Annotated in this window: 20 protein-coding genes; 12 read left to right on the top strand and 8 right to left on the bottom strand. The window is 67.5% G+C overall.

Annotated elements, in window-relative coordinates; all coding sequences use genetic code 11:
- From MXAZACID_RS14115 to MXAZACID_RS14105, 3 genes are all read right to left on the bottom strand, one after another.
- Nucleotides 1-226: ATP-binding cassette domain-containing protein (locus MXAZACID_RS14115; protein ID WP_008495128.1), on the bottom strand; the 226-nt coding region annotated here is incomplete at its 3' end.
- Nucleotides 223-819, bottom strand: coding sequence for a molybdenum ABC transporter permease (locus tag MXAZACID_RS14110; protein ID WP_008495127.1), 597 nt, complete (start codon nucleotides 817-819; stop codon nucleotides 223-225). The genes MXAZACID_RS14115 and MXAZACID_RS14110, both read right to left, overlap by 4 nt.
- A gap of 149 nt (nucleotides 820-968) precedes the next feature.
- Nucleotides 969-1,877 (bottom strand): extracellular solute-binding protein, encoded by a 909-nt coding sequence (locus MXAZACID_RS14105; protein ID WP_008495125.1) that lies wholly within the window; start codon nucleotides 1,875-1,877, stop codon nucleotides 969-971.
- A 107-nt stretch (nucleotides 1,878-1,984) separates the two neighbouring features.
- On the opposite strand from MXAZACID_RS14105, the gene pgsA reads away from it, so the two are divergent.
- From pgsA to MXAZACID_RS14060, 9 genes are read left to right on the top strand one after another with little or no spacing between them, the layout of a single operon-like run.
- Complete coding sequence (gene pgsA, locus MXAZACID_RS14100; RefSeq protein WP_008495124.1) at nucleotides 1,985-2,563, top strand: CDP-diacylglycerol--glycerol-3-phosphate 3-phosphatidyltransferase; 579 nt, start codon at nucleotides 1,985-1,987, stop codon at nucleotides 2,561-2,563.
- A gap of 6 nt (nucleotides 2,564-2,569) precedes the next feature.
- Entirely contained in the window at nucleotides 2,570-3,067 is a 498-nt protein-coding gene (mobB, locus tag MXAZACID_RS14095; protein ID WP_008495123.1) for a molybdopterin-guanine dinucleotide biosynthesis protein B, read from the top strand.
- 13 nt (nucleotides 3,068-3,080) lie between these two features.
- Nucleotides 3,081-3,491 (top strand): hypothetical protein, encoded by a 411-nt coding sequence (locus MXAZACID_RS17975; RefSeq protein ID WP_008495122.1) that lies wholly within the window; start codon nucleotides 3,081-3,083, stop codon nucleotides 3,489-3,491.
- Nucleotides 3,492-3,495: 4 nt separating this feature from the next.
- Entirely contained in the window at nucleotides 3,496-3,747 is a 252-nt protein-coding gene (gene moaD / locus MXAZACID_RS14085; RefSeq protein ID WP_039885399.1) for a molybdopterin converting factor subunit 1, read from the top strand.
- A gap of 4 nt (nucleotides 3,748-3,751) precedes the next feature.
- Nucleotides 3,752-4,237: a molybdenum cofactor biosynthesis protein MoaE gene (locus tag MXAZACID_RS14080; protein WP_008495120.1), complete on the top strand. Its 486-nt coding sequence runs from the start codon at nucleotides 3,752-3,754 to the stop codon at nucleotides 4,235-4,237.
- Between the two features lie 10 nt (nucleotides 4,238-4,247).
- Entirely contained in the window at nucleotides 4,248-4,763 is a 516-nt protein-coding gene (locus MXAZACID_RS14075; RefSeq protein WP_008495119.1) for an adenine phosphoribosyltransferase, read from the top strand.
- 57 nt (nucleotides 4,764-4,820) lie between these two features.
- A complete protein-coding gene (locus MXAZACID_RS14070) occupies nucleotides 4,821-5,870 on the top strand; it encodes a hypothetical protein (protein WP_008495118.1) in 1,050 nt (349 codons plus the stop codon).
- 2 nt (nucleotides 5,871-5,872) lie between these two features.
- Nucleotides 5,873-7,291, top strand: a complete 1,419-nt coding sequence (gene radA / locus MXAZACID_RS14065) for a DNA repair protein RadA (protein ID WP_008495117.1) — start codon at nucleotides 5,873-5,875, stop codon at nucleotides 7,289-7,291.
- A complete protein-coding gene (locus tag MXAZACID_RS14060; protein ID WP_008495116.1) occupies nucleotides 7,288-7,860 on the top strand; it encodes a CvpA family protein in 573 nt (190 codons plus the stop codon). Before radA ends, MXAZACID_RS14060 begins: the two co-directional genes overlap by 4 nt.
- Nucleotides 7,861-7,983: 123 nt before the next feature.
- Here MXAZACID_RS14060 and MXAZACID_RS14055 read toward each other — a convergent pair whose 3' ends face one another.
- The 3 genes from MXAZACID_RS14055 to MXAZACID_RS14045 form a co-directional block, all read right to left on the bottom strand.
- Nucleotides 7,984-8,457: a DUF3429 domain-containing protein gene (locus tag MXAZACID_RS14055; protein ID WP_026439148.1), complete on the bottom strand. Its 474-nt coding sequence runs from the start codon at nucleotides 8,455-8,457 to the stop codon at nucleotides 7,984-7,986.
- A gap of 66 nt (nucleotides 8,458-8,523) precedes the next feature.
- Complete coding sequence (locus MXAZACID_RS14050; RefSeq protein ID WP_008495113.1) at nucleotides 8,524-9,150, bottom strand: ribonuclease HII; 627 nt, start codon at nucleotides 9,148-9,150, stop codon at nucleotides 8,524-8,526.
- Complete coding sequence (locus MXAZACID_RS14045) at nucleotides 9,143-9,592, bottom strand: nucleoside deaminase (RefSeq protein ID WP_008495112.1); 450 nt, start codon at nucleotides 9,590-9,592, stop codon at nucleotides 9,143-9,145. Before MXAZACID_RS14045 ends, MXAZACID_RS14050 begins: the two co-directional genes overlap by 8 nt.
- Nucleotides 9,593-9,637: 45 nt before the next feature.
- On the opposite strand from MXAZACID_RS14045, the gene MXAZACID_RS14040 reads away from it, so the two are divergent.
- Genes MXAZACID_RS14040 through rsmD form a run of 3 tightly spaced genes read left to right on the top strand, consistent with a single transcriptional unit; the run spans nucleotide 9,638 to nucleotide 11,647 of the window.
- Nucleotides 9,638-10,345 carry a gamma-glutamyl-gamma-aminobutyrate hydrolase family protein gene (locus tag MXAZACID_RS14040; protein ID WP_008495111.1) on the top strand — a complete coding sequence of 236 codons (708 nt, stop codon included), beginning with the start codon at nucleotides 9,638-9,640 and terminating at the stop codon, nucleotides 10,343-10,345.
- Entirely contained in the window at nucleotides 10,342-11,097 is a 756-nt protein-coding gene (locus MXAZACID_RS14035; protein ID WP_008495110.1) for a pseudouridine synthase, read from the top strand. The genes MXAZACID_RS14040 and MXAZACID_RS14035 overlap by 4 nt, the downstream gene beginning before the upstream one ends.
- A gap of 10 nt (nucleotides 11,098-11,107) precedes the next feature.
- Complete coding sequence (gene rsmD / locus MXAZACID_RS14030; RefSeq protein ID WP_008495109.1) at nucleotides 11,108-11,647, top strand: 16S rRNA (guanine(966)-N(2))-methyltransferase RsmD; 540 nt, start codon at nucleotides 11,108-11,110, stop codon at nucleotides 11,645-11,647.
- Nucleotides 11,648-11,695: 48 nt separating this feature from the next.
- Here rsmD and MXAZACID_RS14025 read toward each other — a convergent pair whose 3' ends face one another.
- Both MXAZACID_RS14025 and MXAZACID_RS14020 read right to left on the bottom strand, forming a co-directional pair.
- Entirely contained in the window at nucleotides 11,696-13,042 is a 1,347-nt protein-coding gene (locus MXAZACID_RS14025) for a glutamine synthetase family protein (protein ID WP_008495108.1), read from the bottom strand.
- A 56-nt stretch (nucleotides 13,043-13,098) separates the two neighbouring features.
- On the bottom strand, nucleotides 13,099-13,513 hold a 415-nt coding region (locus MXAZACID_RS14020; protein ID WP_008495107.1), incomplete at its 5' end, for a hypothetical protein.

Below are 13,513 nucleotides of genomic sequence, written 5' to 3'. Positions count from 1 at the left end.
TGAGATGCGGAAATAAAAGCGTCTCCTGCGGCAGATACCCCACCGGCCGGCGCTCCGGCGCCAGCCCCGCCCAAGGCGCGCCGGCAGACGGCAGCAGCCCGGCCAAGGCCCGTAGCAGCGAAGTCTTGCCCTCGCCGGAGCGGCCCAGCAGCGCGGTGAAGCCCCGCACCGGAAAGGCCGCATGCAGCGCCACCGGGGCGCTCAGCCGCAGATCGACCGCGATCACGCGGCCCGCGCCCGCAGCGAGAGCCAGAGCGGCACCGGCAAGGTCGCCAGCAGAAACACCGCCACCAGCGGAAACACCGCCTGCAGCCCGAGATCCTGCAGATCCGTCCAGAGCTGCACCGGCATCCCGGCCGGGTAATAGGCGACGATCAGGATGATCCCGAACTCCCCCAAGGCCCGCACCCAGGCCAGCGAGAGTGCCGCCGCCAGCCCCTTGCGCGCCATCGGCAAGGTCACCCGCAGCCGCGCCGCCCACAGCCCATCCCCCAGCGTGCGCGCCAACCCTTCATACTCTTCCGGCACCTGGGCGATGGCGCCGCGCGCCGCGATCACATAGGTGGGCAGCGCCGCATAGATGGTGGCGAGCAGAAAGGCCGCCGGGGTGTTGGTGAGGGTGATGCCGATGGCGGCGAAGGCCCGGCCCAGAGGCGCGGCCGGGCCATAGGTCACCGCAATCAGGATGCCCAGCGCCAGGGTCGGCATCAGCATCGGCATCAGCACCACCGCCTCGGCCAGCAGCGCCAGCCGGCCAGGGGCGCGGGCCAGGTAGAAGGCCAGCGGCGTGCCGATCAGCACGATGATGCAAAGCGCCATTGCCCCGCCGAGCAGCGAGGTGGCGATGGAAAACCAGTCCTGGCCGCTGAGCGTTATACCTTGCCAGAATGCATCATGGCCGATGAACGCACTCAGCGGCGCCAGCAGAAACGCCAGGATGAACAGCAGAAACCCGGCGCGCAGGAATTTCAGATCGAAGCTCCCTTGCCCGGGCCATAGCCATAGCGCCGGAAGATCGCCTGCCCATCCGGCCCGGCCAGGAATTTCACATAATCCGCCGCCGCCTTCGGATTGGTCGAGGCCTTCAGCGCCATCGCATAGAATACCAGCGGGCTGGGATGGATCACCTTATCCTGGCCGTTCTTCTCCTTCAGCGTCAGGCGCGCTGTGTCATAGACGCTCTTGGCCAGGGCCGGGTTGGACAGGTTGACCGCATCCGGCAGCTCGATGAATGGCAGTTTCTGAGAGACCACGGCACTCTTATAGCCCAGAGTCGCGTCGATCTGGCCAGCCTCAAGCCGCGCCAGCAGCGAGGGCTCGGCGAAAATCTGCGCCGGATTGAGCATCGGCCCGGCCAGTTTCCGCGCGAAGCCAGGGATTTTGTAATAGGCCTCGGCCAGCTGCAGCGCGAACAGCACATATTGGCCCTGCGGGTCGGCGGTCGGGTCGGTGCGGCCCAGATGGAAATCCGGGTTCAGGACAATCTTGGTCCAGTCCGCGCCCTTGGCGGCGGCGAGCTGGCTGGCGAATTTCGAGGCCGGCGAATAGGCCAGAACCATCGAGGTGCTGGCCACCGGCACCGCTTTCTCCGCCAAGCCGGCCTCCCGCACCATCTTCGCCGGCCCGGCGGAGACCGGCACGAACACGTCCGGCTTCATCGCCCCGCCGGTGATCAGCCGCGCCAGCGCCACCGCCCCCTGGCCAATGCCATGCACCTCCACGCCCGACGAAGCGGTGAAGAAGGGGTTCAGCCCTTTATCCATCAGCTTGCCCATGGAGCCGGCGAAGGCGACGGTGATGGCCTGCGCGGCGAAGGCGCGCTGGGCGGCGGTCAGGGCCAGAGGGGCGGCCAGCAGCAGACGGCGTGAAACGGACATGCGGGACTCCGAAGCGATATGTTCATTTGAACATATCGACTGGAATGCGCCCTGGTCAATTCCGGGGCAGTTTCGCTGTTGCCAAAACCCCGCTAGGGTGCGCGCCAATGCTGACCGATCTGCCCAATATGCTCACAATGTCGCGTATTTTCGCGATCCCGCTGCTGGTGCTGCTTGAGGCGATCGGCGCGCCCTGGGCGGATTTCTGCGCGGCCTTGCTGTTCACCCTGGCCGGGATCACCGATTATCTGGACGGCAAGCTGGCCCGCGAATGGGCGCAGCTCTCGAATTTCGGCCGCATGCTGGACCCGATCGCCGATAAATTACTGATCGGCGCGACGCTGATGTGCCTGGTCGGCTTCAAACATATGCCCGGCTTTGGCATCTATCCGGCCATCGTGATCATGCTGCGCGAGATCCTGGTCTCCGGGCTTCGTGAATATTTGGCGGAGATTCGCATCGGCCTGCCGGTGACGAAATTGGCGAAATGGAAAACCGGCGTGCAGATGGTGGCGCTGGGCTTGCTGCTGCTCGGCGATACCGGGTCGCGCTTCATCGGGCTGGGCACACTGCATATCGGCGCCATCGGCTTCGTGCTGCTCTGGCTGGCGGCGGCGCTGACGCTGATCACCGGCTGGGATTATCTCACCGCCGGGCTGCGCCACGCCAGCGCCCCGCGCGCCTGACAGGGTTTGGAGGTTCTCTGCGTCTCCGGCTGGTCCGGGTCCGGCAAAACCACGCTGATCGCGGGGCTGATCCCCTGCCTGACGGCCCAGGGGCTGAGCGTCTCCAGCGTCAAGCACGCCCACCATAATGTCACGCTGGACAAGCCGGGCAAGGATAGTTTCGTGCATGCGCAAGCCGGAGCGCGGGAGGTCATCCTCACCACCGAGGCCGGCTTCGCCCTGTTCTCGCGCACCCCGGCCCCGCTTGAGGCGCTGCTGGCGCGGCTGAACCCGGTCGATCTGGTGCTGATCGAAGGCTTCAAGGCCGAGCCTTTGCCGCGTCTGGCGGTCTATCGCCCGGCGCTGGGCAAGCCCGCCCCCTGGCCGGATGCGCATCTGCTGGCCGTCGCCAGCGATGCCGCCCTGCCGGATTGCCCGGTGCCGGTGCTGCCCCTGGACAAACCGGCGCTGATCGCGGATTTCCTGATTGGAGCGCTTGGTCTAAACCGGACAAGCCAACGCTGAAGGAGCACCGTCTTTGCGCACCCCCCTTGCCCTGATGGCGGCGTTTTGCCTCACCGGTTGCGCGGGTGGCGGCACCTTTCTGGAGCACGCCTCCTGGCCCTTCGGCAACCCGAACGCCCCCCCGGTGGTGAGCGAGACCGGCGCGCGCGCCATCGGCAAGCATCCCGCCATCACCCCGCTGGCCACCCAGGCCGGCGATGTCTGGCCCGGCCCGGTGAAACAGATGCCCACACTCAGCGAGGTGGAAGCCAATTCCAACCGGCCGCTGGGCCAGGCTTTCATGCCCTCGCTGCCCTCGCCCTACCCGCCGGGCCAGGGACCGCAGGTGAATGGCGCCGAAGGCGTCACCGCCGGCGGCCCGCTTTATGACCAGCAGGGCGGCCAGCCGATGATCCCCCCCGCCACCCCTGGCGATGCGCGCTAACGCCATGCAGGTGCTGTATTTCGCCTGGCTGCGCGAGCGCATCGGCAAAAGCGCCGAGGAGCTGGAACTGCCCCCCGGCATCACCACCCCGGCCGGGCTGATCGCATGGCTGCGCACCCGTGGCCCCGGCTATGAAGCCGCCTTCATCGAAGACGCCAAGATCCGCTGCGCCATCGACCAGGAATTCCAGCCTCTCGACGCGACGCTCGACGGCGCCAAAGAAATCGCCTTCTTCCCGCCGATGACCGGCGGCTGAGCGGATGTTCCTCGTCAGCGTCCAGGAGGCGGAATTCGACAGCGGCGCGCTGCTGGCGCAGCTGGGCGGCGATGGGGTCGGCGGCATCGCCAGCTTCATTGGCCTGGTCCGCCAGACCGCCAGCGGCGATCTCGCGGCTTTGCGGCTCGAACATTATCCCGGCATGACCGAGGCGGCCCTCACCCGCCTGCTGGAGGACGCCCGCGCGCGCTGGGACCTCGCCGGCGCCATCGTCATTCACCGCATCGGCCGGCTTGCCGTCGGCGCGCCGATCGTCTTCGTCGCCACCGCCAGCGCGCATCGCGCGGCGGCGCTCGAGTCCACCGCCTTTCTCATCGATTGCCTGAAAACCGGCGCGCCTTTCTGGAAGGCCGAGGAACGGCTGGGCGGCGAGACCGCCTGGGTGGAAGCCCGCGCGGCGGACGAGGCGGCTGCCGCATCCTGGCATAATCGCGCCAAAAATTTGCCGCAGGGCAAGGGTCGTTTATAGGAACCCCATCATGGACCTCAAAGATCACATTCGCGGCATCCCGGATTTCCCCAAGCCGGGCATCCTCTTCTACGACATCTCGACGCTGCTGCGCGATGCCGACGCCTGGCAGGTGGCCATGGGCCGCCTCGCCAACCGCGTGCGCGCCTATCACCCGACCGTGCTGGCCGGGGTCGAGAGCCGTGGCTTCCTGCTCGCCGCCCCGCTGGCGCTCAAGCTCGGCTGCGGTTTCGTGATGATCCGCAAGCCCGGCAAACTGCCCGGCGCCACTGTCGGGCTGGATTACGCGCTCGAATACGGCACGGACCGCGTCGAGATTCAGGCCGATGCGGTGGAGCCAGGGGCGCGCGTCGTCGTGGTGGATGATCTGCTGGCCACCGGCGGCACCATGGCGGCCGGCATCGAGCTGCTGCGCAAGGTGGGGGCCGAGGTCGTCGCCGCCGCGGCGGTGATCGAGCTCTCCTTCCTGAATGGCCGCGCCAAGCTGGATGTGCCGGTGGAAACGCTGGTCCAGTACGACGATTGACGAAATGAGCGGCGCGCGTAATCTCCGTGGCTTCGAGGAAACCGGAGTCCAACCCAGATGAAACGCCGGCAACTGCTCGGTGCCCTGGCTGCTTCCGCGTTGCTGCCAGGTGCCGCCCGCGCCCAGGCGATGGCGCAGGCCGCGCTCGGCCCGATGAACCTGCTGGTGGCCGGCCCGAATGGCGGCGCCACCAGCCGCTGGGGCAACGCCTTCGCGCTCGCCATCGCCGACCATTTCCCCGGCAGCCCGAACATCGTCGCCGAGCCGGTGGGCGGGCTGGATGGCGTCACCGGCGCCAACCGGCTGGATGCGCTGATGGTGCCCGATGGCCGCAGCGCCGCCATCCTGCCCGGCGCCGCCTTGATCGCCTTCCTCACCGGCGATTCGCGGGTGCATTTCAACCCGACGCAATGGACCCCGCTGCTCGCCGGCTTCAATTCCGGCGTGCTGATGCTGCGCGCCCCGAAAGGCAGCGTGCCGACGCTGGAAACGCTGCAACAACGCAGCCCGCTGCGCCTCGGCGCCGCCCAGACGCAAAGCGATGATCTGGCCGCGCTGCTCGCGCTCGCCCGGCTGGGCGTGGCCACCGTGCCGGTCTTCGGCCTGCACTCCAACGACGAGAAAACCCGCGCCTTCATCGCCGGCACGGTGGATGCCGTGTTCATCTGCGGCGAAGGCGTGCCGGAAGATATCACCCCGCTCATCGCCTCTGGCGCGGTGCCGGCCTTCTGCATCGGCGCCCCCGGCCCGGGCGGCAGCGTGGGGCCGGACCCGCTCTTCCCCGGCCTCGCTCTGCCCAGCACGCTGGGCCCTACGGTCAGCCCGCTGCTCGCCTCCGCCTATGAGGCCGCCGCCGCCGCCGCGCGGCTGGATTTCCTGATGGTGCTGCCGCGCTTGACCGACCCTGGCGCGGTCTCCATCTGGCGCAGCGCCGCCATCGAGGCCGCCGGCAGCGAGGCGGTGGCCGCCGCCGCCCAGGCCAGCTCAATCTCCTTGCAGCCCGCCACGGTGCTGGCCAACGCCCTCACCGCGCTGGCCATCGTCCCGGCCGAGCAGCCGCAGCTTCTGGCCTTCCTGGCCAAGAATTACGGCTGGCAGCCGGGCTGATTTTGGCCAAGCAAGCTAAAATTTTCGCCTGCACCGCCTGCGGGGCGGTGTTTCCGAAATGGGCCGGGCGCTGCGAGGCCTGCGGCGAATGGAACACGCTGGAGGAACAGGCCGCCCCCAAGGCGCTGCCCGGCGGCATCAAGGATGGCGCCCGACGCGCTGGCAGCAAGATCGAGTTCGTCGGACTGGAAGGCATCTCCCCACCGCCGCCGCGCATCCCCACCACCATCGCCGAGTTCGACCGTGTTCTCGGCGGCGGCCTTGTCCCCGCCTCCGTGGTGTTGGTTGGCGGTGATCCCGGCATCGGCAAATCCACCTTGCTGCTGCAGGCCAGTGCCGCCCTGGGCCGCGCCGGGCAGGAGGTGCTCTATATCTCCGGCGAGGAATCGATCGACCAGATCCGCCTGCGCGCCTTGCGCCTGGGCCTCTCCGACGCGCCACTGCGCCTCGCCGCCGCCACCCAGCTTGGCGATATCCTCGCCAGCCTCAGCCAATATCCCGATGCGGCTTTGGTGGTGATCGATTCCATCCAGACCATGTGGGCGGAGGGGATCGATTCCGCGCCGGGCTCCGTCACCCAGGTCCGCGCCAGCGCCTTCGAGCTGATCCGCGCCGCCAAAACCCAAGGCTTCTCCCTGCTCCTTGTCGGCCATGTGACCAAGGAAGGCTCCCTCGCCGGGCCGCGCGTGGTCGAGCATATGGTCGATGTCGTGCTGCATTTCGAAGGCGATCGCGGCCACCAGTTCCGCATCCTGCGCGGCATGAAAAACCGCTTCGGCGCCACGGACGAGATCGGCGTGTTCGAGATGACCGGGCGCGGCCTCTCCGAGGTCGCCAACCCCTCCGCTTTGTTCCTGGCGGAGCGGCGCGGCAATGTCGCGGGCAGCGCGGTGCTGGCCGGGCTGGAGGGCTCGCGCCCAGTGTTGGTGGAAATCCAGTGCCTGCTCTCGCCCAACCCTGGCGGCTCGCCCCGGCGCTCGGTCATTGGCTGGGATTCCGGCCGGCTCTCGATGCTGCTGGCGGTGCTGGAGACGCGCTGCGGGCTGAAGCTTTCGATGAACGATGTCTATCTCAACGTCGCCGGCGGCTTGCGGGTCAACGAGCCCGCCGCCGATCTCGCGGTGGCGGCGGCGTTGATCTCCGCCGCGTCCGACGTGCCGACCGACCCGGAAATGGTGTTCTGCGGCGAAATCGGCCTCTCCGGCGAGCTGCGCCAGGTGGCGCAGACCGAGCTGCGGCTGAAGGAGGCCGCGAAGCTCGGCTTCGCCCGTGCGGCTGGCCCTAAGCGCGTGGCCGGCGGCGCCGCCAAGCTCAGCGTGCCCAAAACACTTTCCCTGATTGAAATCGGGCATCTGACGGACCTAGTTGGCATCATCGCCACCGGCCAGAAGCCCGGCGCGAAACGCAAGGAGGCTGAATGACCTGGGTCGATGCGGTGGTGCTGGGGGTTGTGGCGCTGTCCGCCCTGTTCTCGATGGTCCGTGGCTTCGTGCGCGAGGTGCTGGGGGTTGGCGCCTGGCTCGGCGCGTTGCTCGCCTGCCTGAAATTCTATGCGCCGGTGCAGCCTTACATCGCCTCGCTGCTGCCCAAGGGGCTGCAGCATTTCGCCATCTATGGCGCCATGGCGGCGGTGTTCCTGGTGGTGCTGATCGTGCTCAGCCTGGTCAGCGGGCTGATCGGCGGGCTGGTGCGCGAATCGCCGCTTTCGGGGTTGGACCATTCGCTCGGCATCGTCTTCGGCATCGCGCGCGGCGCCATCATCCTGTTCATCGCCTATATCGCACTGGGCATGGCCGAGCCCTCGACTGAATGGCCAAAGCCGATCGTCGATGCCCGCTCTCTGCCCATTGCCTATCAGGGTGCGACCTGGCTGGTCGGCTTCCTGCCGCCGCAATATCAGCCGAAAGTGCAAAAACTCCCCAGCCCGCAGGCCCCCAGCGCGGATGCGCTGATGCAGCAGCCGGTCGCCGGCAGCGCGCTCGGCAAGTAGCCGGCGGGCCTTAGAGGAATATGTGTTTGGGTTGACGCGCCAGCGTCAAGATAAACACATGAAATTGCTCGCTAAAACAAAACTTGGAGCATCAAGCGTTCAAATTGAACGCCTAAATAAAATCTAGACGGCCGGCTGCCCCTGCCACAAGGCCAGCAGCAAGACCACAACCAGCGTGGAAATCGCGCATCGCAGGGCGAGATAGCGCCCCGCGATGAGCCCGGCGCGCCACCCCAGCGCCTCGCCCAGCAAGGTGGCGACGAATCCCAGGGCCAGCAGCAACAAGGCCGCGCGCGGCGCCTGCCCCAGCAGCAGCACCAGCAGGGCCAGCCAGCCGACCAGCGAGGGCAGCACGCCCAGCGTTAAAATCCGCCCCGCCCATTTTGTCGCCTCAGGCCGCGGCGCCGCGCCGCCCACCAGCGCCCCCCAATGCACCGCCCCTAAAAAGGACAGGATCACGGCGCCATAGGCGATCACCGCCGCCGTGCCGGGCGCCGCGAAGCGCGGAAACAGAAGTGCCAGCCCGGTTCCAGCCAGAAAGGGCAGCCCACCCAAGGCGGTCAGCAGCAGGGCGATGGCGAAGGGAGAGCGCGGCAAGGAGGGCAAGGGTTTGGGCCTTTTCCAGAGGGAGACGCAGGGGACAACCGGGGCGGCTCGGCCAGTCTAGAGCGAGATATCCGCCTCTGCCCAGAGGGCGCGCTGCAACAGCGGCCCGAAGCCGATGCGGTGATGCGGCGTCGGCCCATGCGCGATGATCGCCGCGCGATGGATCGCCGCCGCATAACCGGCATTCTTCGCCCAGCCATAATGCGGGTAGCGCGCATCCAGCTGGCGCATCAGCCGGTCGCGGATCTCCTTGGCGACGATCGAGGCGGCGGCGATGGAGAGCGAAATTCCATCGCCCCCCACCAGCAGCGTGCAAGGCAGCGCGGTGCCCGGCGCTTTGTTGCCGTCCACCAGCAGATGCTCTGGCGCCAAAGGCAGCGCCGCCACCGCCCGGCGCATCGCCAGAAACGAGGCGTGCAGGATATTCAGCCGCTCGATCTCCTTCACTGACGCCGCGCCGACGCCGATGTCCGCCCCCGAGGCCCGCAGGGCGATCAAGGCCGCCGCGCGCTTCCTGGCACTCAGCTTCTTGGAATCATCCAGCATCGCCGCCAGCCCGGCGGGCAGCACGGGCGGCAGCACCACGGCGGCGGCCAGCACCGGCCCGGCCAGCGGCCCGCGCCCAACCTCATCCAGCCCCGCCACCCGGCCACCGATGCGCGTCTCATGGCTCAAATCAGGCATCGCGCTTCGCCTGGAAAAAATCCGTCAGCAGCGCCGCGCAGTCCTGCTCGCGCACCCCGCCAATCACTTCCGGCTTATGGTGCGTCGTCGGCTGGGTGAACAGACGCGGCCCATGCTCCACCGCCCCGGTCTTGGGATCATAGGCCCCGAACACCAGCTTGCCGACGCGCAGCGCCGCGATGGCCCCGGCACAGAAGGCGCAAGGCTCAAGTGTGACGCTCAGCGTGCAATCGGCCAGATATTTGCCCCCGCGCGCCGCGCGCGCGGCTGTCAGCGCCAGATACTCAGCGTGCAAAAGCGGGTTCTGCCCCGCCTCCACCGCATTGCGCGCCAGGGCCAGCACTTGCCCTTGCGCGTCGGTCACCACCGCGCCCACCGGCACCTCGCCTTCGGCGGCGGCCTGCCGCGCTTGCTCCAGCGCCAGTTGCATCGGGGTGGTCATGGCGTCGGATTTGCCTGAACAGCCTCGGAAGGTCTAGTTAGCGCCATGAAGAAACGCCCCTTGATCGGCCTGACCCTGGATGCGGAACCCGCCGGCGGCTGGTCCAAATATCCCTGGTACGCGCTGCGCCAGAATTATACCCACGCCCTGGCCGCCCATGGCGGGCTGGCGGTGGCGCTGCCGCACGATCCGGGCCTGGCGGAGGATTATCTGGACCGGCTGGACGGGCTGATCGTCACCGGTGGCGCCTTCGATGTCGACCCCGCCCTCTATGGCGACACCGAGACCCACGAAACGGTAGAGCTGAAGGCGGATCGCACCACCGCCGAGCTGGCCTTCCTGCGCGGCGCCATGGCCCGCAACATGCCGGTGCTGGGCATTTGCGGCGGGCAGCAGCTGCTCGCCGTCGCCCTCGGCGGCACGCTGCACCAGCATATCCCGGACGCGATTCCCGGCGCGCTGGCGCATGAGCAGACAACCAGCCATTACGAGCCCGGCCATAAGGTCGAGATCCTCGCCGGCACCAAGCTGTTCAGCATCACGGGACCGGTGATGCAGGTGAATACCTCCCACCACCAGGCGGTGAAATCCGCCGGACGCGGCGTGGTGAACGCCATCGCCCCGGACGGGGTGATCGAAGGCATCGAGGACCCGTCCCAGAAATTCTGCATCGGGGTGCAATGGCACCCGGAATATCTCGTGGATGCGGGCGATGCCGCCCTCTACCGCGCCTTTATCGAGGCCTGCCAATGACCGAAGCGACCACGCCCCCCGAAGACGAAGCGCGCGGCGAGCGCATCGCCAAATTCCTCTCCCGCGCCGGGGTGGCCAGTAGGCGTGATGCCGAGGCGATGATCGAAGCCGGCCGGGTGCGGATGAATAACGAGCCCGTCACCCAGCCCGCCACCTTCGTGAAGCCCGGCGACATGGTGCTGGTGGACGGCAAGCCGGTGAGCGAGCCCGAGCGCACAAGGCTGTTCCGCTACCACAAGCCGGACGGTCTGGTGACCACCCATAAAGACCCCGAAGGCCGCCCGACCGTGTTCGAGCGCCTGCCGCAAGGCCTGCCACGGCTGATCTCCATTGGCCGGCTGGATCTTACCTCCGAGGGGCTGCTGCTGCTCACCAATGACGGCGCCCTCTCCCGCCAGCTGGAGCTGCCCGCCACCGGCTGGCTGCGCCGCTACCGGGTGCGCGTGCATGGCGGTGTCTCGCCTGACAAGCTCAAGCGCCTGGCCGACGGCATGGTGGTGGAGCGGGTGAAATACGGCCCGATCGAAGCCGCCATCGACAGCCAGCAGCGCTCCAATACCTGGCTCTCGATGAGCCTGCGCGAAGGCAAGAATCGCGAAATCCGCCGGGTGATGCAGGCGCTGGAATTGCCGGTGACACGCCTGATCCGCGTCGCCTACGGCCCCTTCCAGCTCGGCCAGCTGCCGCGCGGCGCGGCCGAGGAAGTGCCGGGCAAGATCCTGCGCGAGCAGGTTCCGGGTCTGGCGAAATGAGGGGGACGAAATGACCGGCCCGCGCATCATCGCCGGGCGCTGGAGGGGCCGCGTGCTCGCCGCCCCCGAGGGCCGCGAAACCCGCCCCACCAATATCCGCGCCCGCCAGGCGGTGTTCGACATTCTCGCCCACGCCCCCTGGTGCGATCTGCAAGAGGCGAAGGTGCTGGACGTCTTCGCCGGCACCGGCGCTTACGGGCTGGAAGCGCTCTCGCGCGGGGCGGCCAGTGCCAGCTTCATCGAACACTCCCGCGAGGCCGGTGCCGCCCTGCGCGCCAATATCGCGGGGTTGAAAGTGGAGAGCGCGAAACTCTTCACCGCCGACGCGCTGCACCCGCCCGCCGGCAACCCGCACGACCTGGTGTTCCTCGACCCGCCTTATGGCGAGGCGCTGATCTCCCCGGCCCTGGCGGCGCTAACGGCAAAAGGCTGGATCGCGCCGGGGGCGATCATCGTCGCCGAGATGGGGCCGGGCGAGACGCTGGAGATTGCCGAGCCTCTGGCCGAGCGCGCGCATGGCAAGGCGCATCTGAAAATCTGGCGCCTTTAAGCGGGATTTCCGCAAGCGCCACGGATATCGCCAAGATCGGCTCAGGCTCTAATAAAGATCGAAATACTCCGCCGTCTCGGCCGCCGGGATTTCATCGCGCAGACGGTTGATCTCGGCCGTCTTCACAATGGTGTAAATTTTCACAAATTCCGCGCCCAGCATCTCGCTCAACGCCGCATCCGCCCGCAACGCCGCCAGCGATTCATGAATCTCCGTCGGCAGCTTGGCCAAAGATCCATCCGCCTCCTTCAACCCCTTGCGCTCCGGCGCCAGCACCGCTCCGCTCTGCACCCCGAGCAGCCCCGCCGCCAGGCTCGCCGCCGCAGTCAGATACGGGTTGGACAAAGCCGATGGCACCCGCACCTCCAGATGCTGCCTCTTATCCTTCGACGCCTTGATCCGCACCGAGGCTGAGCGATCCTCCACCCCCCAGGAAATATTGGAGGGCGCGAAGGTTCCTGGCCGGATGCGGCGATAACAATTCGGCGTCGGATTCCAGATCGCCTGCGCCGCCGGCGCATGGTCGAGAATGCCCTGGGTGAAGCTCTTCATCAAAGCGCTCATCCCATCCGGGTCCGCCTTGTCCAGAAACAGATTCTCCCCGCTCTTCAGATCAAACAGCGAGAGGTGAAAATGCGAGCAGGAGCCTGAAAGATGCGCATAAGGCTTGGTCATGAAGGTGGCCAGCAGCCCTTGGCCGCGCAGATATTCCTTCACCGTGTTCTTGAACACGAACGCCCTATCAGCCGCCGCGATGCCATCGAGCGCGGCGAAATTCAGCTCCCACTGCCCCGGCCCGAATTCGCCATTGGCGGTGATCATGTCGACGCCGCTTTCCGCCAACACCCGCATCAGCCCCTCCAGCGCCGGGTGGCGATGGGTGATCGCGGTCACGAAAATCGGATTGCCTGTATAAAGCGGCTGCCGGGTTTGCAGATCGACCACATAGAACTCGAACTCATGCCCCATCTTCACGCCGAATCCCATCTCGGCGGCTTTTTGCAGCATGGTTTTCAAGACGGTGCGCGGAGCCGCATATTGCGGGGTGCCGTCATACCATTTGGTATCGCAGATCACCCGCGCGGTATGGGGGATCCAGGGCACATCGCTGACCGTGTCCGGATCCGGCACCATCAGGCAATCGGCGAAATTGATATCCTCGTTATAGCCCGTCCCGGCGATCGGGTTGGAGGCGCTATCCAGCGTCACCGTGCCGCCATAGAGGTTGAGCCCGTCCCGCGCATAGGATTCCACATGCGCAATCGGCACCGTCTTGCCCCGCGAAAGCCCGGCCAGGTCCGGCAGCTCGAAGCGCAGCTGCTTGATCTGGCGCTCGCGCAGGCTCTGCGCCAGGGCGGCGGCGGTCTGTTTCGTATGCTCGAAATACAGCGACATTCCGGCTCCTTTCGCGGCGTTGTTGGCGGCAGCGATGCAAATTCCGCGCCGCGCGCTTAAGGCGGATGGGCGCGGGTGAAGAAGGCCAGCCAGGCCGGGCGGCGGGCGCCGCTAGCGGGCTGCCAATCGGCGATGGCGAGGCCCGAGGCGGTGGCCAGCAGCCAATAGCGTGTGTCGCCATCCGGCTGGCGCGTCTGCACCGCCACCTGGCGGCCGCCGGCGAGAAACTGCCAGCTCTCGATCACCCCATGATGCGCCACAAACCGCAGCACCGGCCGCCCCTCATGCCAGACCACCAGCGCCAGCGGGCAAGGTTGCGCCCGCCCGCAGCCATAGGAGGCCAGCCAGCCGATGCTGTGCCGGTTGGGCGCGATGCGGATCTGGCTGAACGCCAGCTGCTGGCCCTGCTCGTCGAGATCCAGCTGCACCTGCACGGTTTTGCCGCCGCGATAGCGGATCACCAGCGGGCCG

The sequence above is a fragment of the Acidocella sp. MX-AZ02 genome (assembly GCF_000306035.1).
Taxonomy (GTDB): Bacteria; Pseudomonadota; Alphaproteobacteria; order Acetobacterales; family Acetobacteraceae; genus Acidocella; species Acidocella facilis.
Note: the sequence above shows the minus strand (reverse complement) of the source record. Positions and strands in the feature narration are given on the sequence as shown.